Here is a 25,073-nt window from a genome sequence, read left to right as displayed (position 1 = left end):
GTCATGGCTATTCTGGAACTGAAAAAGTGCAGCAAGAGCTTCGGCGACGGTGCCGCGCGCGAGGATGTGCTGACGGATATCGACCTGTCGGTGCGTGAGGGAGAATTCGTCGCGATCCTCGGCTTTTCCGGTACGGGGAAATCGACGCTGATCAACCTGATGAGCGGTCTGGTCCTGCCGGACAGCGGCGAGGCCCTGTTCAAGGGGGACCGGATCCAAGGGCCGGGGCCGGAGCGGGGATTGGTGTTCCAGTCCTATTCGCTGATGCCCTGGCTGACGGTCCGCGGCAATATCATGCTGGCCGTGGATGCGGTTCACAAAGGACTGTCCAGGACGGATCGCCAGGAGATCGCGGCGAAGTACATCGCCATGGTCGGTCTGAACCACGCGGCGGACCGGCGGCCGGCGGAATTGTCCGGCGGCATGCGCCAGCGCGTCGCCGTGGCCCGCGCCCTGGCGATGAACCCGGAAGTGCTGCTGCTGGACGAGCCGTTGTCGGCGCTGGACGCACTGACCCGCGCGAATCTGCAGGATGAGATCGAACGGATCTGGGAGGCCGACCGCAAGACGGTGGTCCTGATCACCAACGATGTCGACGAGGCGCTGCTGCTGGCCGACCGGATCGTGACCCTGACCCCCGATGGCACCATCGGCGATCAGTTCACGGTCTCGCTGCCCCGTCCGCGCGACCGGGCGGCGATGAATCACAATCCGGCCTTCAAGGCGCTGCGTGCGAAGGTCACCCAATACCTGATGGCGGTCGGTATCGCCTCGAAGATCGACGGCACGCGTCTGCTGCCCGATGTCGTTCCGATCCACGGCGTGCCGAAGGCGGTGGCCGAGGCGGCCCATTCCTTTAACGACGAGCGCTATCTGCAGTTCTCGCAGCTTCATAAGGTCTATCCGACGCCGAAAGGTCCCCTGACGGTGGTCGAGGATTTCGAACTGACCATGAAGAAGGGCGAGTTCGTATCCCTGATCGGGCATTCGGGCTGCGGCAAGTCGACGGTCCTGACCATGACAGCCGGCCTGAACGATATCTCCAAGGGCGCCATCATTCTGGACGGAACCCATGTGACCGAGGCCGATCCGGAACGGGCCGTCGTCTTTCAGTCGCCGAGCCTGTTCCCCTGGCTGACCGCCCGGGAAAACTGTGCGGTCGGCGTCGACCGGGTCTATCCGAAAGCGTCGCAGGAGGAACGCCAGGACGTCGTCGAATACTATCTGGAACGGGTCGGCCTGGCCGACTCAATGGACAAGCCGGCGGCCGAACTGTCGAACGGGATGAAACAGCGTGTCGGGATTGCCCGGGCCTTCGCCCTGTCGCCGAAACTGCTGCTGCTGGACGAACCCTTCGGGATGCTCGACAGCCTGACCCGATGGGAGTTGCAGGAAGTCCTGATGGAGGTCTGGTCCCGCACGCAGGTGACGGCGGTCTGTGTCACCCATGATGTCGACGAGGCGATCCTGCTGGCCGACCGCGTGGTGATGATGACCAACGGGCCGCGCGCCCGGATCGGCAAGATCATGGATGTGACCCTGCCGCGCCCGCGCAGCCGCAAGCATCTGCTGGAACACCCCGACTACTACGCCTACCGCGAAGAGCTCCTGACTTTTTTGGAGGAGTATGAGCACGGCGCCGAGAAGAAGGAGGCGGCGTGATGGCCGAGAAACTTGTCGTCATCGGCGCCGGGATGGCGTCCGGCCGGATGCTGGAGCATCTCTTCGAGGGCGATCCGGACCGCTATTCGGTGACCCTGTTCGGCGAGGAGCCGCGCGGCAACTACAACCGGATCATGCTGTCGCCCGTCCTGTCGGGGGAGAAGACCTACGAGGAGATCGTCACCCATGATGCCGACTGGTACGCGGCAAACCGGGTCGATTGCCGCTTCGGCGAGGCGGTGAGCCGGATCGACCGGGACCGGAAGGTGGTCGTCAGCGCGTCCGGCGAAACGCCTTATGACAAGCTGCTGATCGCGACTGGGTCCAGCCCCTTCGTCATTCCGGTGCCGGGCAGCAAGTTGGACGGGGTCGTGACCTATCGCGATCTGGATGACACCAACGCCATGATCGCGGCGGCCGGGTCGGGCCGCAAGGCGGTGGTGATCGGCGGCGGGCTGCTGGGTCTGGAGGCAGCCGCCGGACTGAAGGCGCGCGGCATGGATGTCACCGTCCTGCACCTGATGGGCCATCTGATGGAACGTCAGCTGGACGAAGCCGCCGGATACCTGTTGAAAGCCGAGTTGGAACGGCGCGGCATTCGCGTCCATGTCCTGGCCAACACCCATGAGATCCAGGGCGAAGGCCGGGTCACCGGCGTCCGGCTGGACGACGGCACGGTCTATCCCGCCGATATCGTGGTCATGGCGGTCGGGATTCGTCCCAATGTCGAATTAGCCAAATCGGCCGGGCTGGCGTGCGGCCGGGGCCTGCATGTCGACGATGCGATGGTTACATCGGACGCCGATATCCTGGCGGTCGGCGAATGCGTCGAACATGGCGGCACGTGCTATGGCCTCGTCGCGCCGCTCTATGACATGGCGCGGGTCGCGGCACAGACGCTTCTGGGCCAGGATGCGGCCTATCGCGGCAGCATCACGTCAACCAAGCTGAAGGTGACCGGGATCGACTTGTTCTCCGGCGGCGACTTTTCCGATGGCGAAGGTCGGGAGGAGATCGTCTATCGCGATCCCGGCGCGGGTGTCTACAAGCGCTTGGTCCTGGTCGAAAACCGGATCGTCGGGATCGTGCTCTACGGCGATACGGCCGATGGCGGCTGGTTCTTCGGCCTGTTGAAGGACGGCACCGACATTTCCGACATGCGCGACACGCTGATCTTCGGTCCGGCCTATGCGGGGGGATCGCCGCTGGACCCTATGGCGGCCGTTGCAGCCTTGCCGGATGATGCGGAAATCTGCGGCTGTAACGGCGTTTGCAAGGGAACCATCGTCCAGGCCATCGGGGCCGGGGCGACCGATCTGGATGCCGTCCGGACGGTAACCAAGGCCTCCGGGTCCTGCGGGACCTGTACCGGTCTGGTCGAACAGGTGCTGGCCCTCACCCTGGGGGACGCGTTCCAGGCGCCAGCGGCCCGGCCGGTCTGCGGCTGTACCGACCTGACCCATGAGGAAGTTCGGCGGCTGATCAAGTCGCAGGACCTGAAGACCATGCCGGCCGTGATGCAGGCCTGTGGCTGGAAAACGTCCTGCGGCTGCCATATCTGCCGCCCCGCCCTGAACTATTACCTGCTGTCCGATTGGCCTTTGGAATACCGCGACGATCCGCAAAGCCGTTTCGTCAACGAACGGCATCACGCCAACATTCAGAAGGACGGCACCTTCAGCGTGGTGCCGCGCATGTGGGGCGGTATCACGACCCCGAACGAACTGCGCGCCATCGCCGATGCGGCCGATAAATACAGCGTGCCGACAGTGAAAGTGACCGGCGGGCAGCGCATCGATCTGCTGGGCGTGCGCAAGGAGGACCTGCCCGGCATGTGGGCGGATCTGAATGCTGCCGGACTGGTGTCGGGTCATGCCTATGCCAAGGGGTTGCGGACGGTGAAGACCTGCGTCGGGACCGACCATTGCCGGTTCGGGACGCAGGATTCGACCGGGCTGGGCATCAAGCTCGAACGCCGGCTCTGGGGTTCCTGGACACCGCACAAGGTCAAGATGGCCGTGTCCGGCTGCCCGCGGAACTGCGCCGAAGCGACCTGCAAGGATGTTGGCATCATCTGTGTCGACAGCGGCTTCGAGATCGGCGTGGCCGGCGCGGCGGGCATGGATGTGAAGGCGACCGAACCCCTGGCGAAGGTTGCGACGGAAGAAGAGGCGATGGAACTGATCGTCGCCTTTGTCCAACTCTACCGCGAAAACGCGAAATACCTCGACCGGCCCTACAAATGGGTCGCGAAGGTCGGGATGGATTGGGTGCGCGAACGGGTCGTCGAGGACGCGGAGAACCGGGCCGACCTGGTGCGGCGCTTCGACCTGTCGCAGTCGGTTTATCAAAAGGATCCCTGGGCGGAACACGCCGCGCCGCGGATGCGCCCATCCTACCGCCCGCTGGCGGATCTGACACTGGAGGCGGCGGAATGAGCGAATGGATCGATATCGGGGAAATGGATGCAATCCCCCGCCGCGGCGCCCGCGTGGTGAAGACGGCGGCCGCCTGCGTCGCGATTTTCCGGACCGAGGCGGACGAGGTCTTCGCGCTGGACGATCGCTGTCCGCATAAGGGCGGGCCGTTGAGCGACGGGATCGTGCACGGCAAATCGGTAACCTGCCCGCTGCACAACTGGGTCTTCGATTTCGATACCGGTCGCTGCACAGGGCCCGATGAAGGCGCGGTGGCGGTGTATCCGGTCCGGGTCGAGAACGGGCGTATCCTGATCGATGCCGCCCGCCTGCGGGGCCGGATCGGCGAGGCGGCCTGACCATGGCGGTGAAGACCGTTTGCCCTTATTGCGGCGTCGGCTGCGGTATCCTGGCGGAGGCCCGCGACGGTAAGGTCACGGTCAAGGGCGATCCCGACCATCCGGCGAATTTTGGGCGCCTGTGTTCCAAAGGGGCGGCGCTGGGCGAAACCCTGGATCTGGAAGGCCGGCTGCTGACCCCGATGGTCGACGGCAAACCCGCGACCTGGGAGTCGGCGATCGAAAAGACCGCGCGGGCATTTCGCGAGGCCATCGACGCGCACGGTCCCGACAGTGTCGCGATCTATGCGTCCGGCCAGATGCTGACCGAGGATTATTATGTCGCCAACAAGCTGATGAAGGGTTTCATCGGCAGCGCCAATATCGACACGAATTCGCGCCTGTGCATGGCGTCCACCGTCGCCGGGCATATCCGGGCCTTCGGGTCCGATACGGTGCCCGGCGTCTATGAGGATCTGGAACTGGCGGACCTGGTCGTGCTGGTCGGATCGAACCTCGCCTGGTGTCATCCGGTCCTCTATCAGCGCATCACGGCGGCCAAACAGGCGCGGCCCGGCATGCGGGTGGTCAACATAGACCCGCGCCGGACCGCGACATCCGATCTGGCGGATATCAGCCTGTCCATCGCGCCCGGTGGGGATCTTGCCCTGTTCGCCGGGCTGCTGGACCATCTGGCACGGACCGGGCGTATCGATGCCGATTACTGCCGCGATCATGTTTCCGGCCTGACGGAAGCCTTGGCGGCGGCATCGGAAATCGACCTGTCCCAAACCGGTCTGACCGCGCCGGAATTGCAGGCGTTCTACGACTTGTGGGCGGGGACGGAAAAGGTCGTGACCGTCTTCAGCCAGGGCGTCAATCAGGCGATCGACGGCACCGACAAGGTCAATGCCATCCTGAATGTCCATCTGGCGACCGGACGGATCGGCCGGCCCGGCATGGGGCCGTTTTCCGTCACCGGTCAGCCGAACGCGATGGGTGGCCGAGAGGTCGGCGGGCTTGCGACCATGCTGGCCGCCCATATGGATATCGCCAATCCGGAACATTGCGCGGCCTTGCAGAATTTCTGGCAATCCCCTGCCATGGCCTCCACGCCGGGCCTGAAGGCGGTAGACCTGTTCCGGGCCTGCCGAAAGGGCAAAATCAAGGCGCTTTGGATCATCTCCACCAACCCGGCGGTGACCTTGCCGGAGGCGGATTCGGTGCGCGACGCGATCCGCGCCTGTCCCTTCGTCGCGGTGTCGGACATTACCGCCGAGACCGATACGGCGCCGCTTGCCGATGTTCTGTTCCCGGCCGCCGGCTGGGGGGAGAAGTCCGGGACCGTCACGAATTCGGAACGCCGCATCAGCCGCCAACGGGCTTTCCTGCCGGTGCCCGGCGCCGCGCGGCCTGACTGGCGGATCCTATGCGATGTCGCGGCCGCCATGGGCTGGGGGGAGGCCTTTGCCTATGACCGGCCGGCGGATATCTTTCGCGAATATGCCGCCCTGACCGGTCTGTCCGCCCGGTTCGGACGCGACCTGGACCTGACCGGACTGGTCGAGGCGGATTATGACGCCCTCGAGCCCGTGCAATGGCCCCGGCGTGAGGGCGGTGACGGCGGCGGGGGGCGGTTCTTTGCCGAAGGCGGGTTCTTCACGCCCGACCGGCGGGCGCGGATGATCCCCAGTGTCGCGACCCCCTTCGCACGGGCCACAAGCACGGCGTTTCCGATGCGCCTCAACACCGGCCGTGTCCGGGATCAGTGGCATACCATGACGCGCAGCGCGAAATCGCCGCGGCTGAACCGGCACACCGCCGAACCCTATGTCGAAATTCATCCCGACGACGCGTCGGAAAAGGCCATTGCGCCGGCCGATCTGGTGCAGGTCGACAATCCGTATGGCCGGGTCGTGGCGCGGGCACTGATTTCGGAAAACACCCCGCGCGGCAGCATCTTCCTACCGATGCACTGGAATGGCCATTGGGCCAGCGCGGGACGGACGGACGCGTTGGTGCCCGGCGATACGGATCCGCATTCGGGGCAACCCGCCCTGAAAGCATCGGTCGCCCGGATCGAAAAGCTGGCGGTCGCCTGGTACGGTTTCGCGGTCTGCCACAGCCACTTTGACCCGGCCTCCGCCTATTGGGCCCGGGCACGGTCCGGCGGCGGCTGGCAGGCGGAACTGGCGGGCACCGAAACGCCGGATGATTGGATCGGCTATGCCCGGGCGCTTTTCGGTCTGCACAAGGATGTTTCGGTGCTGAGCGCCATGGACGCGACGCGCGGCACGGCCCGTGTCGCCTTCCATACCGAGGGGCGGGTCCAGGCGGCCTTGTTCGCGGCGCCGGAACCGGTCGCGGTGTCGCGCAGTTTCGTGGCGGATGCCTTGAAGGGCCCGGCCCGGCCCGCCGATGTATTGGCCGGGCGCCCCGGTGCCGGAAGGCCGGATTCCGGCCCGATTGTCTGCAGCTGTTTCGATGTCGGGGTGAACACCATCCTGGCCGCCATCGCCGATCGCGGGCTGGTCGATATCGACGCCATCGGCGCGGCATTGGGGGCGGGCACGAATTGCGGGTCCTGCCGTCCCGAACTCTCCGGGCTTCTGATGCGCAGCGGCCCCAGCCGGGTGGCGGCGGAATGAGCCGGCTGGCCGACTTCGTGCGCATCCTGGGACGCGGTCCGTCGCGGGCGCGCAGCCTGACCCGGGACGAGGCGCGGGAGGCCATGACGCTGATCCTGTCCGGCGCGGCGGAACGTGAGGCGGTGGGCGCGCTTCTGATGCTGATGCGGTATCGCGGCGAGACGGCGGCGGAGATCGCCGGTTTCGTTGATGCGGGCCGTGCGGGCCTTGGCGATTGGTCTCAGGTATCGGCCGATCTGGACTGGCCCAGCTATGCCGCCGGGCGGTCGCGCGGCCTGCCCTGGTTCCTGCTGTCGGCGAAACTGGTGGCCGGGGCCGGCTATCGAACCGTGCTGCATGGCTGGAACTCGCATCAAGGGACCGGCGCCGATGTGCGGGCGGCGCTGGCCGGGCTTGATATCCCCGTCGCGGACACGCCGGCGGCCCTGGCGAACGCCCTGGACGGCAGCCGGATCGCCTATCTGCCGTTGGAGGCGCTGTCACCGGATCTGTTCGACCTGTTGCGCCTGCGGGACAGTCTGGGCTTGCGGTCGGCGGTCAATACGGTGCTGCGCGTTCTGAACCCGTGCCGGGCGACGGCGGGCGTCCAGGGGGTCTTTCATCCGCCCTACCGGGATCTGCAGCAGGAAGCGGCGCTGCTTCTCGGCCAGCCGCGGGTGATGATCCTGAAAGGCGGCGGCGGAGAGTTCGAACGCCACCCGTCGAAATCGGTCGAGCTCTACGGCGTGCTGGACGGTGTCGCGGTGTCCGAAACCGCGATGCCCCTGACGGCGTACAAGCGCCGACTGGCGGATACGGCACCCGACGCACGCGATCTGCCCGCATTGTGGCGCGGCGATTTGGACGATCCTTTCGCGGAGGCGGTGGTAACCGGCACCGCGGCGGCGGCCCTTCTCGCCGCCGGTCATGCCGGCGATATGGCCTTGGCGCAGCGTGAGGCGGCCCGGCTTTGGCGGAACCGCGCCGGTCCGGAAAGGAAATGTGCATGAAGACATTTCCGATGTTCATCAAGACAACCGGGCAACGCGTTGCGATCGTCGGCAACAGCGAAGCGGCCGCGGCAAAATTGCGGCTGCTTCTGAAGACCGATGCGGCGATCGTTCTTTTCGCACTGGATCTCGACCCTGATCTGACACGGCTGGTTTCGGCAAGCAGGGTCGCGCATCTGACCCGATGGCCGGACGCCGCCGATCTGTCGGGATTCCGAATGGCCTTTGTTGCGACGCGGTGCGCCGGGGCGAACCGGACCTTCGCACGGCTGGCGGCGGAGATGGGGGCGCTGGTCAATGTGGTCGATGATCCGGATGCGTCCATGGCCTATACACCGTCCATCGTCGACCGCGATCCGGTGGTGATCGCGATCGGCACGGAAGGCACTGCGCCGCTTCTGGGGCGCCGGATCAAATCACGGATCGAAACCCTGCTGGATATCCGGATCGGGCGGCTTGCCGCGCTGGCGGGCCGGTTGCGCGGTCGGGTCGCCGCGCAGGTGGCGCGCCGGGACCGTCGCGATTTTTGGGCCTGGGTTTTCGATGGGGCACCGGGCATCGCCCTTGCGACGGGGGACGAGGCCGGCGCGCGCCGGATGATCGAGTATGCCCTGGACTCCAATGGTAGGGTGGTTGGTGAGGCAGGAGGTGACGGCAAAGGCCGGGTGACCGTGGTTGCGACACCGCCATCGGGACACCCGGACCTGATTTCCGTCCGGGCCGTGCAGCATCTGCAGGAAGCAGATGAAATCCTGCACTGCACCAAGGTTGAATCAACGATTCTAGAATTTGCCCGTCGCGATGCGTGCCGAATTGAGCTCGGTCTGGAAGACCCGCGTTGGAAGGCGCACATGGATGCCATCTCTGTCTCGGTGCGCGCGGGGAGCAGAATTGTGATCCTGTTGGACCAGGACGGTCTGGCGGATCACCTGGACGGACTTGTCTTCCTCTCCCGTGCCGTAGGAAAGGCCGCCTTTGAGTTTCTGTCAGCGTCCAATCTTGACCGGCTGGACCTTGTCGGCCCCAGCGATGCGTCACCTTCTCCCGGCGCCCGCCCCATTCCGGCTGCTCGGCCCTACATTGACCTAGCTTGCTCTCTTGAAGGAGGACCCGCATAACTGAGCGGGCTAGACGCCTTCTTCCCAAAATGGGAGGCAGATTGGCCTCCGATCCAATAAAAATGATGGCTGTTATGAAAGATGAAGTCTCCTTCGTTCGGTTAACAGAAATTGAGCCGACGGAGATAGCCCGTCATATGTCCGACCCGCGGTTGGCCGAGCACATGCCCCTGCTCGTAACGAAATGGGACACTGACGTTGTCGAGAGTTTTGTTGCTCGGAAAGAACAATCCTGGATCGGAGATGGACTCGGGCATTGGGCGTTCCTCGTAAACGGTGAATATGTTGGATGGGGTGGTTTCCAGAAGGAAGGCGAAGAGTGGGACTTTGGTTTGGTCCTAAGACCTGAAGCGTTTGGTCTTGGCAGACGGATCACAAAGAAAGCGATCGAATTCGCCCTTGCAGACGAACGAATATCGTTCGTGACGTTTCTTCTGCCGCCGTCTCGAAAGAAATTGGGCGCTCTCGACCGACTTGGTGCAAAATACGTTGGCTCAATTGATTACGATGGCGAGTGTTTTCTCAAGTATCGTCTCGAGACGGTGTGAATCTCGAGAACAAGCGCATTATGGAAACTCAACAGCTTCCAGCTCCCAGCTCCCAGCTCATGGTCGACGGGGAGATGGGGCCGCGAACAGACGGGCCGTTGGTTCTTTCGCGTGACCTGCGCCCTCCGCGCTTGCCAATGCTTGAGAGAGTCCGCCCAGGGCCGGTAGTCGTTTCCGGGGATAGCCTGCCCCGGGGCCATACGCCGGAATTGCCGGTGAGAGATGCCTGGCCTGCCCCTGATGCGGAACGGACCAGCGTATTCCCTATGTAGTAGCGGAGTGTGGCTTCGCCCGTATTTGGCGGCTCTGTCATGGGAGTTTCAACTGAGGCGGGCGGCTACCGCTTGCAAGCTCTTGGCCCCAACGCCTGGTCACCAGGTGAGGCGGTTGGCGTGCGCCGTCAAGCTTGTTCCAGATTTCGGTAGCGTTCGCTTCTGGCTAACGGCCGTCGATGCGGGAGAGGACGGACGAGGCTCACAATCTGCGCTGAAGCGGAGGTTCCCATTCTTGGAGGACGTTTCAGGGCTCCGGTCAGGGCAATTGTTCCTGGACTGCGACCTCGGGGCTCGTCCCGGTTTCGCGCGGAAGGTGTGATCTGTTCGATCCGGGCTGGATGTCGTCGAAAGTCCGGGGTATTTTCAACCTGCAAGCGGTGGGGACGCGCCGGCAGGGGGCCTTCTCGTTGCGGGGACGGCAACGGTTGAAGGAATTGGGAATGGCGATGCCATCATGCCGTAAGGTCCGGACAGTCTTTGTCTCGGACATCCATCTGGGGACGCGGCATTGTCAGGCGGAACTGGTCGCGGATTTTCTGGACGCGCATGAGGCCGAGACGATTTACCTGATCGGCGACATCATCGATGGCTGGCGCCTGAAGCGGTCCTGGTACTGGCCCCAGACCCATGAAGCGGTGATCCAGCGACTGCTGAAATCGGCGTCCCGCGGCACAACGGTCTACTTCGTTCCCGGAAATCACGACGAATTCGCCCGTGTCTATGCCGGTCGAATGGTCGCGAAGGTGGCGGTGCGCGACCACGTGGTGCACCAGACGGCGGACGGTCGACAGTATCTCGTCACACATGGCGATCAGTACGATCCCGTGATGCAAAGGGCGAAGTGGCTCGCCCATCTCGGGGACTGGTTCTACGAACTGGCACTGACCAGCAACACGGTCGTCAACTGGGGGCGGCGCCGGCTGGGCCTGGGCTACTGGTCGCTCGGCGCCTTTGCCAAGCGCCATGTGAAGACATTCATCGGGATCATCGGCCAGTTCGAGACGGTGGTTGCGGAGGATGTTCGGCGGCGCGGGCTGCACGGGGTCATATGCGGCCATATTCACCATGCCGTCGGCCGAGAGATGGGCGGCATCCACTATCTGAATGCAGGCGACTGGGTGGAGAGCTGCACCGCGATCATCGAACATCTGGACGGCCGCCTGGAAGTGGTCCGCTGGACCGAGGGTGCGCGTCAGGCGGCGCCGACTGGCGCGATCGTCAACACGCCGGTCGGGGCGCCCGGGCCAAGTCCGGGCGGCCCCGTCCTGTGACCGACGCGGGCGAGGGGCGGTTTGAGGCGGACGACAAGGCGATTCTCATCGTCACCGATGCCTATCGCCCTCAGACCAATGGCGTCGTTCGGTCCCTGGAATACATGGAGGATGAACTTGGCCGCATGGGGTTTCGCGTCGACATCCTGTCCCCCCGAGACTTCCGAACCCTGCCATGCCCGAGTTATCCCGACATTCGCCTCGCACTGACCCATCGCGGCACCGTTCGGCGGCGCATGATCGCGGCCGGTTGCGCGCATCTGCATATTGCGACCGAAGGCCCCCTCGGTCTGATGGCGGCAAGCGTGGCGCGGCGAATGGGCTGGCCCTATACGACAGCCTACCATTCCCGCTTTCCGGAATACGCTGCCGCCCGTGTGCCTCTGCCGGCCGCGTGTTTCTACGGCTGGTTCCGCCGCTTTCACAACGCCGGCGGCGGCTGCATGGTTGCGACGGAGACATTGAGCCGGGACCTCGCCGCCCGTGGGTTCGAACGTCTGCTGCCCTGGTCGCGAGGCGTCGACACGACGCTCTTCCGTCCGGTCGACGGCACGATCCTGCCCGCCGATCTGCCGCGCCCGATCTTCCTTTATGTCGGCCGCGTGGCGGTCGAGAAGAGCATACCGGAATTCCTGGAGCTCGATCTGCCGGGCACCAAGGTGGTGGTCGGCGACGGCCCGGACCTCGCGCGTCTGCGCCGTGACTATCCCGCGGTCCATTTCACCGGGGTCAAGACGGGAGAAGATCTCGCCCGCCACTATGCAAGCGCGGACGTTTTCGTCTTCCCTTCGCGCACAGATACCTTCGGTCTGGTCTTGCTGGAGGCACTGGCCTGCGGCGTACCGGTGGCCGCCTATCCGGTCATGGGACCGCGCGACGTGCTCGGCCCTTACGCGGAAGGTCCCGACAGGGTTGGCGTGTTGTCGGAGGATCTGCGCCAGGCCGCCCTCGACGCGTGCGGGATTCCGGCCGACCGGTGCCGAGCGCATGCGCTGCGCTACAGCTGGGAAGCCAGCGCGCGGCAATTCCTGACGCATGTGCTGTCCGTTCGGCCGGCAGCGGTTACTCCGCCGCCACGCGGGGATGAGGCCGGGCTCGCAGATAGGCCTCGCTCAGGCCGCCTTCCGGGTCGGTGATCCGCAACGGCTCGAAGCATTTCTCGAAGCGGGCCGGGAGATTGACGCGCGGTCTGTAGGCATTGCGCAGCGGATCGCTCATGGCGGAAAAGGTGCGGGACGGTTCGCGATAGGTCTCCAACATGCGGCGGGGCGCGCCAATGTCGATGCGCCCGCCGAAGCGGTGAAGGGGACGGACCAAGGCAAGTGCCGTCTGGTCCCAGCCGACATGCCGCCGCCAGTGCCAGGCGTGCCGGACCGCGTGACGGGCCAGTGCCGCTTTCCGCCCACGGAATTGCAGAAGGTCGGCCAGGAAGAGACGCACGGTCTCCAGCGGTTCTTTCGGCCATTCGACCAACTTCATGCCGTCCATGTCGCTCAGCATCAGATCGGGCATCATCCGGCCCGCGCGGGCCGACGTTTCGAACTGTGGTGTGCCCAGGATCGGGATCGGTATGGACAGCAGACCCGGCAGGGGAATCCGATGGTCGGCCAGAATGCCGTCCACCTGATCGGCGACCTCCTGCACCGTCTGTTCCGTGAAGTCCGCGATCATGCCGTAATCGAAGGTCATGCCGTGAGCGGCGCAGAGCTCGGTCAGTGTCCGAGGGTCCGATGCGATGCTGTGCTTCTTGTTGAAGTGTTTCAGAACGTCCGGGTCGAGGGATTCCACACCGGAGAACAGCGCCTTGCACCCGTTCCTCGCCACCAGTTCCAGATTCTCCGGCCGTTTGAAGAAGTCGCCGGTCACCAGGGCCCCCCAGGCCCTGAACTGGCCGCGTCGCCACCGCTCCCCAATCAGTTCCGTGCGGTGTCGAAAGCTTTCGCGGCTGTTGCCGTAGAAATTGTTGTCCAGAACCATGACCCCCATCACCCGACCCATCGCGTCGAGCTGGCGGGTGATCGAGGCGTCGGAATGCGGCATGTAGGACCGGCCTTCCGCCGTCAGCGAGCAGAAGGAGCAGGCAAAATTGCAGTTCTTCGTGGTCTCCAGATAGCCGAGGCCCATGGTCGGGCGGGCCAAATCGAAGCGTGGCGCCCCTTCCTCTACGATGTGATCGGCCCCGAACAGGTCCGCGACGATCGCCGCCATGTCTTCGACGTCGCCTTGGGCGACATAGTCGAAGATTTCGGCGCACAGGCCGGGCAGGGCGCGGGCGATCGGCCCCCCGATCACGGTGATGCCGGACGGCCTTGCGTGCCGGTAATAGGCGGAGAGCTGATGTGCCCGGTCGAACGACGCGGTCAATCCGGTGAAAACGACCAGATCCGGCCATTCCAGCATGCGGGTGTCCAACAAGGGGCCGTGAAACACCTCATCCCATACGCGTATCTCGACACGCTCGCGGTTGAAATGGCCGGCCAGGAAGAAGGGCGCCATCGCACGGGGCACGAACCAGCGGGTCGGCGTGGCGGAACGCCATGGGTCGAAATAGGCGTTGATGATCAGAACGGTTTTTTTGGGGGCCAGCGTCTGGATCCTCGTTACAGGGCGCATCGCGCGTGTTGCCTGGCGGCCCAATAGGCAAGACATTGGTCTCACCCTCACTAGTCTGGTACACCGAACTGAAGTGCCCCGCCACCTTTGATCTCGGAATGTTATGGCTGACAATACCCGGACAATTGCGGAAATCCTGCGGGAGCAGTCCGCTCTTGAGAAGCTGTCGGACGAAACCATCCTTTCCATTGCCAGGGCGGCCCGTCGTCTGGAACTCGGATCCGGCGACTACATCGTCCGGGAGGGTGCGAAAAGCGACGCCCTCTATCTGTTGCTCTCCGGCGATGCCGTTGCGGTGCGACGGGCGGGCGACGAGCGTGACGTTCGGCTCAATGGAGTGCCGGCCGGGGAATTTGTCGGGGAACTGGCCTTCCTGGACGGCGGGACGCGAACGTCGTCCGTTCGCGCAGAAAGTCCCTGCAGGTTGATCGAGATTTCGACCAAGGCGCTGGAATCCGCCGAGGGTGGAGCCGCGGTTCTCGGTGCGCTCAAGGGGGCGCTTGCCGGCGTCGTCGTGACCCGGGCGCGCCGGATGAGCGATGATATGCTTGCGTCGCTCCGGCGGGAACTCGAAATCAAGACGTTACAGAACCAGTTCGGACACTTCCTGGTTTTCACGATCGCGATCTTCCTGATTTCAACGGCGCTGTTCTATCTGGTCGCCGAAGAATATGTGAAGGACGTTTATGACCCGGGCTTCTCGTGGCAGGCGATCCTCTTCCTGGCGGTGCCATGTCTCCTGGTGATCAAGGTAATGAAGATTCCGCTCGCCGATCTCGGCATTCGGCGGGAAGGTTTCTGGCGCGCGCTGCTACAGTCCGTTGCGGCCTGCGTGGTCATCACGATACCGGCGGCGATCTATCTGATCTTCTTCAAGCAGACCGGGACAGCGGGCCCGGCCCCGGAAGGCGCAAGAGTCGACGGACTCTTTCTGCTTCAGTACTTCGCGCATACCGTCTTTCAGGAGGTGGGGTCGCGCGGCCTCCTGCAGGGGCTCTTCCAGAAGTTCCTGGCCGACACCAGGGGGCATCGTGCGATCCTGCTGACCAGTACCGTCTTCGCCTCCCTGCATTTGGCGTTCGGAATCGATGCGGTCATCATCACCTTCTTTGCCAGCATCATCTTCGGTTACGTCTATCAGGCGCAGAAGAATTTGATCGGCGTGACGGTGCTTCATTACTGGCTGGGTGTGCTAGCCGCGTTCGTCGTGGCGTTCTAATGGCGCTGTTCTGCGTGCCTGTGACGAATGGCGGTCGGGAGGCGCATCCCTTTTTCCCGTCCTTGCGCTATCCCTGAGCCATGATGTCGAATATGCAGGGAATGGCGCCGTGATGGCGTCCGGATCGCCGCGAGGGATTGTCATGCGGGCACTGAGATTTTTCATTGTTGTCCTGCTACTGGCCGGCCTTTGGCCTGTGTCGTTTTCCATTCCGGCGGTTCAGGCGGCACCGGAAACGGTTCTGGACTCCGTGGTGTCGGTCCTGCCGGTCTGGCCGGGGCGGGCGCAGGGCGGAACGGGGGCGCCGCCCGGTACCGTGCCGGAGGGCAGCGGTGTGGTCGTTCGGCCGGGCATCGTCGCGACGGCCTGGCATGTGGTGGAACCGGCTCAGCGGATCGACGTCCGCCTGCATGACGGCCGTATCCTGCCGGCACGTCTGATCGCCGGCGATGCTGCCAGCGACATTGCGATCCTGGAAGTGAATGCCGACCTTCCGGCGTTTGAGATTGCGCAGGATACGGCCCTTGCCGAACCGGTTTGTGCCATCGGCAACGCCTATGGCCTGGGGACATCGATCACCTGCGGTGTGGTCTCGGCGCTGGCGGTCACGAATGCCGGTTTCAATCCGGTCGAAGATTTCATTCAGACGGATGCCGCGACCAATCCCGGCATGTCCGGCGGCGCCCTGGTGAATTCCGAAGGGCGGCTGGTGGGCATGCTGTCGGCCATTTTCGCATCCGGAGCCGACACCAATATCGGGATCAATTTCGCGGTCTCCACTGCGTTGCTGGACCGTGTGGCGGACGCCCTGATTTCAGACGGCACCGTCTCCTACCGCTCACCAGGCTGGCGCCTGTTGCCGCCGGATGCCGAGCAGCTGACCCGAATCGCGGCCCCGGTCGTGGCATCGTTGGCGCCCGACGGCGCGGCGGCGCGCGCCGGATTTCAGAGCGGCGACCTGATCCTTCGAATCGGAGTCCGGCGTATCCGCACGCCGAGGGACGCGGTCGCCGCACTTGCCCTCATCGCCGACGACGCGGAAGCCGTCCCGGTACTGATTGAGCGCAACGGCACCGAACTAAGCATCGGCCTCGCGTTCAGCGACACGCCGCCGAACACTGCGCAGGAACCGTCGCCTCAATCGACCAGCGGTGATTGCCCCTATGCAGCGGCGGTCTGCCGCATGCGTCAGGCGGTGTTCCCGATTTCCAGCTTCGATCCCATCGCTAGTGCAACACGGATCGGCGACACGCTTCTGGTGACCAACCGTCATGTCGTCGCGGATCGCATGGACGTCGTGGTGCACGCGCCGGGTGGTCCGTTGAAAGGTGTGGTTATCCCTACCGCCTATGCGGGAGACTTGGTTTTGCTCCAGGTGGCGGGGCTGCCTGAGGCCGGTTTCATCCCGCCACTTGATCAGGATGCAGCGGACCCCGAAGAAACCTTCCACGCAATCGGGGCGGATGTGGCACGCCAACTGGTCCGGGTCTTTGATGCGGGCGACCTGATTGCGCTTCCCGCAACGGGGGCGGCGCTGGGACGCCTTCACGTGTCCGCCCAGATGCAGCCCGGTGTCAGCGGCGGTGCACTGGTCGACGGCGATGGCGATCTGGTGGCGATCGCCGTCGGCGGGGGAGACGGTCGATATGAAGCCATTCCGCTGGCCGATGTTCGAAAGCTTCTGGAACTTCGCGACCATCCGGACGCGGCTGCCCGGCATGGTGAGCTCGGGGCGGCTTTCAGGGCCTGCGCAGATGCACTGGAGGCCAGTCACAGGGGGGCGTCGGACAACGACCTGCTTCAGAAACTAGCGGTCCAGTGCGGTGCGGCCGACAACCATGGCCAACTGCTGGATGCGGGGCGGGTGCTTGGACAATCAGGCGATTTCGACGGAGCGATCGCGATGCATGGTCAAGCGGTTCGCCAGGTTCCGAATTCGATAAATGCGCGGATTTCGCTACTGGTGTCGCTCCAGATCGCCGGCCGGTTCGCTGAGATGACGGACCATGCCCGCTGGCTTATGGAATTGGCGCCTAAAGATCCGCAGGCGCTGCGTTTCGCCATCCAATCCGGGATTTGGGGGGGAGAGCCGGCGCTCGCGGAAAAAGCGTACGAGCTCTTGCGTATCGCCGATCCAAGGCAGGCAGAGGCAGCGCGGCGGTTCCTCGACGACCCACCCCCGGCGCCGCCTCGGCGATGATTTCCGGCTAGTCGGAGAGGGGATCGGGGATCCAGCCGGCGGAGACGACCGGTGAGGTTTCGAATGGCGATGGGGCCGCGCGTGCGAGTAACCGATCCCGCAACTGGTCAATGGTGAGGGACGGTTCCTGATGCAGCAGGCGCGCCGCCAGGGCTGCCAACCGCGGGACGGCGTAGCTGGAGCCCGAGGCCGTTCCGCTGGCGCCGCGAAAGTCGACGATCGGAACGTTCTCGGCCGGCAGCATGATGTCGACACTTTCGCGGCCCCAGTTGGACCCTTGTGCCAGGCGACCGAAGCCGTCGGACGAGGTGACGACAATCATGTTTTTCAAAGGAAGGACCGCCGGCCAGAGCGGGTTGCGGTCGATATCCCGCCCATTGTTGCCGGCTGACACGATGGCCAGAATGTCATGCTGCGCGAGGGCGGTCGCAAAGGCATCCCAGTCGGTTGTCCGATTGCTGCCGAGTGGCATGGCCAGTATGCGTGCGCCGGCGCGTGCGGCGTCGGAAACGATATCCGCCATGCGGGCCATGTCGGGACGGGGATAGCGGAACGGGATCAATGTCACGTTGGGGGCTTCGCGAACCAGAACCGACGCGACCGCGGTGCCATGGCGAATGGGCAGGAACGGGCTGCGGGATACATCGCCGTCATAGGGCCATGGGTCGAGATCCCAGTAATCGTAGCCTAGGGGGACACCGTCCGGGCCGCGCGCCAACCGGTCGCGAAACAGGTCCATGTCGTAGGCGAGACCGGAATCCACCAGCGCGACGCGGATGCCCCCGGGATCGTGTCCTTCCGGCCAGGGCGCCTGCAGGGTCTCCGACCAGCGCAGGGTGGTGAGATCGCCGTCCAGTTGATCAAGGTAGCGCCACACTTCACCTTCCCGACGAATTCGCCGGCCGGACTGTGTCGTGCAACCACCGTCGGCAATTGCCAACAGGCGGGGGACCAGTTCTTCGCCCGATCTCGAGAAATAGGCGACACGGAACTGCCGCAATCGTCCGGATACCTGGCGCCGCTCAATGGCAAGCTCGTCTGCGCCGGGCAGCAGCAGCCGAATGGAAACGATATTGGGGTCGCCCTCTGTCGGATGTCGCGATTCACTGACCAGCCAGGTCCCGGGCAGTTGGCTCTGTGCCTCGATGCCCGAGAGATGTCCTAAAGGACAGAGCGACTCGATCGCCTGTTCGGCCCATCCGTCGTCAGTCGTCGGCAGGCCCTGTCCCTCTGCCGCCGACAAACCCAAGAGGTTCAGCGCACAAGCACACCAGATCAGCAATACCTGCCGACAGGATCGCATTCCCGGGAACTTCCGGCCGGCGCACAATGCCCTGACGTTCTGTATCGTTGTGTGCTGCATGCCGGGTATGGGCCCCCCTTTGGTCCGTGGCGCCTTAACCTCGCGACGGCCGACGGGTGCTGCGCCTCGCGCGAACCTCGAATCCCAGATCGACGACGGTCTGCGACGGCCCGTCCTCCCCGGCGATTCTGGCGACAAGCATTTCCACAGCCTGCCGCCCCATTTCGTGGCGAAACGTCTTAACGCTGGTGATGGCCGGCTCCGCGACCGCCATCATATCCAGGTCGTTGAATCCGCACAGGCCAATCTGGTCCGGGATCTGAATTCTCCTTCGCTGTGCTTCGAACATGACGCCAAGCGCAAGGTCGTCATTGTTGCAGAAGATGGCATCGAAATCCGGTGCACTGGTCAGCAGCTCGCCCAGGAATTCCGCGCCCAGCGATACCGAGGAAGGGGCGGGGGAGGTGACGACCCGTGCTTCCGAATACGCGTCACCGGCCATGGCCCCGTCGCGAAACCCCTGAAAGCGGCGCTGCGAGCGGGGGTCCATGCGCGCGCCCAGAAACGCGAGTCGACGGTATCCCTGTTCCAGCAGATGCGTCGCGGCGGCGCGCGCCGCATCGTAATGCGAGAAGCCGATCATCAGGTCGATCGGGTCCTCTGCGGTTTCCATGATCTGCACGACCGGACAGGGGGCGGCCTTCAGCATGGCGCGGGCGGCGTCCGACTGGTCGATCCCCGTCACGATCAGACCGGCCGGGTTCTGGCTCAGGAAGACTTTCAGCAGGTTCTCTTCCGTGCGCGGCGAATACCGCGTATAGGCCAACTGCATGTTGAACGGGTGATGTTCCATCTCCGAATGGATGCCCTGAACAACCTCGGCGAAGACGTTGTTCGTAACGGATGGAATGACGACCCCGATCACATCCGATTGTCGCGACGCGAGCGCGCGCGCTGCGGGGTTAGGGACGTATCCGAGTTCGGCCACCGCCCGTGCGATTTCCTTCCGAAGCTGCGGCGAGACCTTTTCAGGGGTTCTGAGCGCCCGGGATACGGTGATCGCGCTAACACCAACGCGTGCCGCCACGTCCGAAAGCTTGGCATTCTTTCGCGCGCTCATCTTATCATCCTGAATTTATGCATGAAAATGAAACCAGATCGATGTTCTTCAGACAGGGTTGGATGTTACGAAATCCGGTTGACACACGCCAGAAATATTAAATATGTTAGCGCTAACATTTGAAGCTGGAACGGGGAGCCCGACAATCCAGCCGTAACTGGGAGGACGTGACAGCTTCCGCAACAATCCGGACGCCTGACCGCAACGGCATGGTTGCGCGCCGGCAGACCGGGCGGGGGTTCTCGCAATGCGTGACGACGGCATGGCGCGCAGAACAGTGTCGGAAACGGTGCTCCTCTCTTCCTGACCAACACCGACGAACGATCCCGTTCGTGAAGACAAGGAGTGCAGATTATGAAATCGAACCTTAAGACCGTACTGGCGGCCGCGGCGGTGATCATGCTGTCGGGCGGTGCGCATGCGCAGGAGTACAGTTTCAAGTTCCAGTCGAGTGACCCGGCAGGGAACCCGAATTTCCAGCTCCAGACCGGATGGACCGAAGCACTGGCCGAGCGTACCGGCGGTCGGGTCAAGGTTGAACTGCTGCCGGTAGGATCGGTTGTCGAGCACCGGGAGACGCAGGACGCGATCGCGGCGGGAATCCTCGACGGACATATAACCGATACGTCCTATTTCGCCGGCAAGGACGCGGCTTTCAGCCTGATCGCGAATCCGGTCGGCGCCTGGTCCGACCCTCAGCAGATGTTCGATTTCATGGACGCGAAGGGCGCGGCCCTGATGAATGAGATGCTGGCACCCTACGGGCTGCATTTCATCGGTGCGACGACCCCGGGCCTGGAGGCATTTGTCTCGGCGGTTCCGCTGAAGGGCGTCGATGACCTTAAGAATCTGAAGATGCGCGCCCCCGAAGGGCTGGTGCAGCAGGTGTTCGCCGCCGCGGGCGCCGCTCCGGTCAATTTGCCCGGTTCGGAAGTCTTCACGGCGCTGGACAAGGGCGTCATCGAGGCGGCCGACTACACGGTGTTTTCGACGAACCAGGCACAGGGGCTGAACAAGATCGCGCCGCACCCGATCTATCCGGGTTTCCATTCGATGCCGCTGGTTGAGGTATCGATCAACAAGGAAATCTGGGATTCCCTGCCGTCTGATGTGCAGCGGGCCTTCGAGGAAACGGTTGCCGAGTTCGCACAAAGCCAGGTCGCCGCGCTTGCGGAACGCGATCGCGAGGCGGTCGAGCAGGCCAAGGCCGGTGGCGAAATCACCGTACATGACTGGTCGGCCGAAGAACGGGCCAAATTCCGGAAGATCGCGATCGGCGAATGGGAAAAGGTCGCCGCGAAGTCGGATAACGCCATGAAGGTCTACAAGGTCCTGACGGAATATCTGACGGAAAAGGGCCTCGTGCACTGATCCATCCGAGACGGTGTGGGGCGGCATCGGGCTTGCCCGGGTCGGCCCGGCGGAGTGTGGCGGTATCGGCACACTCCGCGCCGTCTCTCCCGGAGGTCGCGATGCGGCCCGAGGCAACCCGTTTCATGATAGGAAGAGACCGGGTTCTTCGATGATTTGGGGGGGCATGAACATGCAGCAGGATAAGACAGAGGCGACCGATCGGCCGAAGGCTGAAGATCGTCGCGGTCCGATCCAGGAGGCGGGGCTCCTCGGCCGAATGGTCGACAGGGCGGCGATTGTTTTCGCAATCGGAATTCTGGCCTCCGCCCTGGTCCTCAATCAGGAAGTGCTGCTGCGCTATGTCTTCAATGCGCCAACGATCTGGGCCCATGAGACCACGGTCTTTCTCTGTGCAATCGCCTTCCTCTTCGGTGGCCTCTACTGCACCTCGCACAACAGTCACATTCGGGTCGTCCTGCTTTATGACCTTGCCAAGGGGCGGGCGAAGTCGGTTCTGGACCTTCTCATCTCGCTGATCTGCATGGGCGCCACGGTCTTCTTCTCCTGGGCGGCCTGGATGATCGTCGAACGCGCGGTGTTTCGCCCCGGGGGCGGCATCCGGCTGGAGACATCCGGCAGTGCCTGGGATCCGGCCTTTCCTGCGGGCTTGAAGATATTCCTCTTCGTCGTGCTGGTGCTGTTGTCACTGCAGTTTCTGGTGCTTGCCTTCAACTTCGCCCGCGCCGCGTTCGGTAAGCAGGAATAGCCGGATGGAACTGCTCGACATTTCCTTCAATCTCAAGGCGCTGGGGATTGAGTACGGCACGCTGCTGATGTTCGGACTTCTGTTCGCGTTGCTGCTGCTGGGCATTCCGCTGGCTTATGTGACCCTGCTGGTCGCGCTGATCTTTGCGGTCGGCTGGTTCGGTCCCGCTGCCGTTCCCCTGATCACGAGCCGGGTCTATTCCTTCGTTTCTTCCTTCGTCTTCGTTTCCGTTCCGATGTTCGTGCTGATGGCGGCATTGTTGGACCGTTCCGGAATCGCGGCGGATCTGTTCGACGCGATGAAGTTGGCCGGGCGCCGGTTACGGGGGGCGGTCGCGGTTCAGACGATCTTCGTTGCCGTCATCCTGGCGGCCATGAGTGGCATTATCGGCGGAGAGATCGTGTTGCTGGGACTGTTGGCGCTGCCCCAGATGCTGCGCCTCGGCTACGACAAGAAACTCGCTATCGGGGTGATCTGCGCCGGCGGTTCCCTTGGAACCATGATCCCGCCGTCAATCGTTCTCATCATCTATGGCCTCACCGCCAATGTATCGATCGGCGATCTCTTCACTTCGGCATTCATCCCGGGATTCATGTTGGCCGGGTTCTACGTCGCCTATGTGATCATCCGCTGCCGTCTCAACCCCAGCCTCGCGCCGGCCCCGGAACCCGATGATCGACCGTTCTCAGAGCATCTGAAACTGCTTAAGGGGATCATCCTGCCAATCTGCGTCGTCGCCTTCGTGCTGGGCTCGATCTATGGCGGAATCGCCTCTGTGACCGAAGCCTCCGCCGTCGGGGTCCTGGGGGTGTTGCTGTCGACCGTGGTCCGCGGGGAGTTCAGCCTCTCGATGCTGAAGGGCGCCGCGTTACAGACCCTCTCGACCTGCGGCATGATCGTGTGGATCGGTATCGGCGCCAGCGCCCTGGTCGGCGTGTTCAACCTGATGGGGGGCATCGACTTCGTGTCCAGCCTGCTGACCGGGATTTCAGAGGAGCCGAAGGTCGTTATCCTGGTCATGATGGCAATCCTGTTCCTGCTCGGCATGTTCCTCGATTGGGTCGGGATCGCCCTTCTGACCATGCCGATTTTCGTGCCGGTCGTGATCAGTCTCGGCCTAGACCCTGTCTGGTTCGGTGTCCTCTTCGCCATGAACATGCAGGTGTCGTTTCTCACGCCGCCTTTCGGCCCGGCCGCGTTCTATCTCAAGAGTGTGGCCCCACCCGACATCTCGCTCGGGACCATATTCCGATCCTTGCTGCCGTTCATCGGCATGCAGGTTCTTGCCGTCGGGTTGCTGATTGTGTTTCCCGGAATCACGGGACGATGAAGGAAGAGAGTTCCCATGGATAAGAAGCGCAAAGGTCTTCGTTCCCAAAGCTGGTTCGACAATCCCGCGGACCCGGGGATGACGGCGCTCTACCTCGAACGCTATCTGAATTACGGCCTGACGCGGGCGGAGTTGCAGGCGGGCCGGCCGATCATCGGGATTGCCCAGACCGGCAGCGACCTGTCGCCCTGTAACCGGCCGCTGGTAGAGCTTGCTGCGCGCGTGAAGGACGGCATTCGTGATGCCGGCGGCATTGCCATCGAGTTTCCGGTCCATCCCATTCAGGAAACCGGCAAGCGCCCGACTGCGTCGCTCGACCGGAACCTGGCGTATCTCGGTCTGGTGGAAGTGCTCTATGGCTATCCCTTGGACGGTGTCGTTCTGACGACCGGGTGCGACAAGACGACTCCGGCCTGCCTCATGGCAGCCGCGACCGTCGACATCCCCGCCATCGTCCTGACCGGCGGGCCGATGTTGAACGGCTGGTACGACGGCCGGCGTGTCGGCAGCGGCGCCATCATCTGGAAGGCCAGGGAATTGCTGGCTGAAGGCAAGATCGATCACGAGACCTTCATGGAAATGGCCACGGCGTCCGCGCCAAGCCCCGGTTTCTGCAACACGATGGGAACCGCCATGACGATGAACGCCCTGATGGAGACGCTGGGCATGTCTCTTCCGGGCTGCGCCGCCATTCCGGCGCCGTACCGCGAACGGGGCAAGATCGCCTATGAGACCGGCCGCCGGGCGGTGGAACTCGTCAACGAAGAATTGAAACCCTCCGACATCCTGACGACGGAAGCCTTTGAAAATGCCATTCGCGTGACGTCCGCGCTGGGCGGATCGTCCAATGCGCCGATCCATCTTCAGGCCATCGCGCGGCATGCCGGTGTGGAACTGAGCTGGCGAAAGTGGGAGGAGGTCGGCGGCGACGTTCCGCGGATCGTCGACATGCAGCCGATCGGGGATTACCTGGCAGAGGATTTCCATCGCGCCGGCGGCGTGCCGGCGGTGATCGGGGAAATGATGGGGGCAGGCCTGATTCATTCCGATGCGCCGACCGTAACCGGCAAGACCATCGGCGAAAACTGCATGGGGATGCGGTCGCGGGACCGGCAGGTCATCGCGGCGCCCGATACGCCGTTTATGGTGGCGGCCGGGTTCAAGCTGCTGTCGGGCAACCTGTTCGACGAGGCGGTGATGAAGGTGTCCGCGGTGACACCGGACTTCCGCAGGCGTTACCTTTCGAATCCTCAGGATCCGGACGCATTTGAAGGCCGGGCCATCGTGTTCGACGGACCGGAGGACTACCATGCCCGCATCGACGATCCCTCGCTCGGGATCGATGAGAACTGCATTCTGTTCATGCGAGGAACGGGTCCGATCGGCTATCCCGGTGCATCGGAAGTCGTCAATATGCGGCCCCCGGATTACCTGATCCGCGCCGGAGTGGAATCGCTTCCCTGCGTCGGCGACGGCCGCCAGTCCGGCACTTCAGGGTCGCCCAGCATTCTGAATGCGTCGCCGGAGGCCGCTGTCGGGGGCGGGCTGGCGCTGCTCAAAACCGGGGACAGGGTTCGCATCGACCTGGGACGCGGGACCGTGGATGCCATGGTCCCGGAGGCGGAATGGGCGGATCGCCGGAAGGTACTTGAGGCCGAGGGAGGCTATCCCTATCCGGGGTCCCAGACGCCCTGGCAGGAACTGCAGCGCGGCTGCGTGGGGCAACTGGCGCAGGGCATGGTGCTGGAGCCGGCGGTCAAGTATCAGCGCATTGCGGAGTCCAAGGGCCTTCCGCGTCACAATCACTAGAACGGTGGGGTCGATGCGGGTTGGTGCCAGCGCGGCTTCGCTTTCGGAGGAATTGTCCGTGAGCAGAACGTCCCATGCCGATAGGACCGGGAGC

The 25,073-nt window shown here is 63.8% G+C and carries 18 protein-coding genes; 15 read left to right on the top strand and 3 right to left on the bottom strand.

The window, feature by feature from the left end:
- Positions 1 to 3 precede the first annotated feature (3 nt).
- The 9 genes from R8L07_02385 (at position 4) to R8L07_02345 (ending at position 12,402) form a co-directional block, all read left to right on the top strand.
- The gene (locus tag R8L07_02385) at positions 4 to 1,662 is read left to right on the top strand and encodes a nitrate ABC transporter ATP-binding protein (protein MDW3204364.1); all 1,659 of its coding nucleotides are present in this window, start codon (positions 4 to 6) and stop codon (positions 1,660 to 1,662) included.
- Positions 1,662 to 4,100 carry a nitrite reductase large subunit NirB gene (nirB, locus tag R8L07_02380; GenBank protein MDW3204363.1) on the top strand — a complete coding sequence of 813 codons (2,439 nt, stop codon included), beginning with the start codon at positions 1,662 to 1,664 and terminating at the stop codon, positions 4,098 to 4,100. The genes R8L07_02385 and nirB overlap by 1 nt, the downstream gene beginning before the upstream one ends.
- Positions 4,097 to 4,438, top strand: coding sequence for a nitrite reductase small subunit NirD (gene nirD, locus R8L07_02375; protein MDW3204362.1), 342 nt, complete (start codon positions 4,097 to 4,099; stop codon positions 4,436 to 4,438). The genes nirB and nirD overlap by 4 nt, the downstream gene beginning before the upstream one ends.
- 2 nt (positions 4,439 to 4,440) lie before the next feature.
- Positions 4,441 to 7,065, top strand: coding sequence for a molybdopterin-dependent oxidoreductase (locus R8L07_02370; GenBank protein MDW3204361.1), 2,625 nt, complete (start codon positions 4,441 to 4,443; stop codon positions 7,063 to 7,065).
- Entirely contained in the window at positions 7,062 to 8,054 is a 993-nt protein-coding gene (locus tag R8L07_02365) for a glycosyl transferase family protein (protein ID MDW3204360.1), read from the top strand. The genes R8L07_02370 and R8L07_02365 overlap by 4 nt, the downstream gene beginning before the upstream one ends.
- The gene (locus R8L07_02360; protein MDW3204359.1) at positions 8,051 to 9,172 is read left to right on the top strand and encodes an NAD(P)-dependent oxidoreductase; all 1,122 of its coding nucleotides are present in this window, start codon (positions 8,051 to 8,053) and stop codon (positions 9,170 to 9,172) included. Before R8L07_02365 ends, R8L07_02360 begins: the two co-directional genes overlap by 4 nt.
- 74 nt (positions 9,173 to 9,246) lie before the next feature.
- Positions 9,247 to 9,720, top strand: a complete 474-nt coding sequence (locus R8L07_02355; protein ID MDW3204358.1) for a GNAT family N-acetyltransferase — start codon at positions 9,247 to 9,249, stop codon at positions 9,718 to 9,720.
- Positions 9,721 to 10,435: 715 nt separating this feature from the next.
- Positions 10,436 to 11,266, top strand: coding sequence for a UDP-2,3-diacylglucosamine diphosphatase (locus R8L07_02350; protein ID MDW3204357.1), 831 nt, complete (start codon positions 10,436 to 10,438; stop codon positions 11,264 to 11,266).
- Positions 11,263 to 12,402, top strand: a complete 1,140-nt coding sequence (locus R8L07_02345) for a glycosyltransferase family 1 protein (GenBank protein MDW3204356.1) — start codon at positions 11,263 to 11,265, stop codon at positions 12,400 to 12,402. Before R8L07_02350 ends, R8L07_02345 begins: the two co-directional genes overlap by 4 nt.
- On the opposite strand, the gene R8L07_02340 is transcribed toward R8L07_02345, so the two are convergent.
- Positions 12,329 to 13,879: a radical SAM protein gene (locus R8L07_02340; GenBank protein MDW3204355.1), complete on the bottom strand. Its 1,551-nt coding sequence runs from the start codon at positions 13,877 to 13,879 to the stop codon at positions 12,329 to 12,331. The two genes, R8L07_02345 and R8L07_02340, sit on opposite strands and share 74 nt — an antisense overlap.
- Positions 13,880 to 13,982: 103 nt before the next feature.
- On the opposite strand from R8L07_02340, the gene R8L07_02335 reads away from it, so the two are divergent.
- Together R8L07_02335 and R8L07_02330 are read left to right on the top strand one after the other, a co-directional pair.
- Positions 13,983 to 15,098 (top strand): cyclic nucleotide-binding domain-containing protein, encoded by a 1,116-nt coding sequence (locus R8L07_02335; GenBank protein ID MDW3204354.1) that lies wholly within the window; start codon positions 13,983 to 13,985, stop codon positions 15,096 to 15,098.
- A gap of 142 nt (positions 15,099 to 15,240) precedes the next feature.
- Entirely contained in the window at positions 15,241 to 17,298 is a 2,058-nt protein-coding gene (locus R8L07_02330) for a trypsin-like peptidase domain-containing protein (protein ID MDW3204353.1), read from the top strand.
- A gap of 7 nt (positions 17,299 to 17,305) precedes the next feature.
- On the opposite strand, the gene R8L07_02325 is transcribed toward R8L07_02330, so the two are convergent.
- Positions 17,306 to 18,601, bottom strand: a complete 1,296-nt coding sequence (locus R8L07_02325; GenBank protein ID MDW3204352.1) for a S8 family serine peptidase — start codon at positions 18,599 to 18,601, stop codon at positions 17,306 to 17,308.
- Between the two features lie 94 nt (positions 18,602 to 18,695).
- Positions 18,696 to 19,721 carry a LacI family DNA-binding transcriptional regulator gene (locus tag R8L07_02320; protein MDW3204351.1) on the bottom strand — a complete coding sequence of 342 codons (1,026 nt, stop codon included), beginning with the start codon at positions 19,719 to 19,721 and terminating at the stop codon, positions 18,696 to 18,698.
- A gap of 354 nt (positions 19,722 to 20,075) precedes the next feature.
- Here R8L07_02320 and R8L07_02315 point away from each other — a divergent pair, with 354 nt between their 5' ends.
- From R8L07_02315 to R8L07_02300, 4 genes are all read left to right on the top strand, one after another.
- Positions 20,076 to 21,092 (top strand): TRAP transporter substrate-binding protein, encoded by a 1,017-nt coding sequence (locus R8L07_02315; protein ID MDW3204350.1) that lies wholly within the window; start codon positions 20,076 to 20,078, stop codon positions 21,090 to 21,092.
- Between the two features lie 172 nt (positions 21,093 to 21,264).
- Positions 21,265 to 21,840 (top strand): TRAP transporter small permease, encoded by a 576-nt coding sequence (locus R8L07_02310; GenBank protein MDW3204349.1) that lies wholly within the window; start codon positions 21,265 to 21,267, stop codon positions 21,838 to 21,840.
- A gap of 4 nt (positions 21,841 to 21,844) precedes the next feature.
- Positions 21,845 to 23,170 (top strand): TRAP transporter large permease subunit, encoded by a 1,326-nt coding sequence (locus R8L07_02305; protein ID MDW3204348.1) that lies wholly within the window; start codon positions 21,845 to 21,847, stop codon positions 23,168 to 23,170.
- Between the two features lie 15 nt (positions 23,171 to 23,185).
- Positions 23,186 to 24,979 carry an IlvD/Edd family dehydratase gene (locus R8L07_02300; protein ID MDW3204347.1) on the top strand — a complete coding sequence of 598 codons (1,794 nt, stop codon included), beginning with the start codon at positions 23,186 to 23,188 and terminating at the stop codon, positions 24,977 to 24,979.
- Positions 24,980 to 25,073: the final 94 nt, after the last annotated feature.

The organism is Alphaproteobacteria bacterium (assembly GCA_033344895.1).
Lineage (GTDB): Bacteria > Pseudomonadota > Alphaproteobacteria > UBA8366 > Aestuariispiraceae > Pacificispira.
The sequence above is the reverse complement of the archived record's forward strand: the minus strand, read 5'-3'. Positions and strand labels throughout refer to the sequence as shown.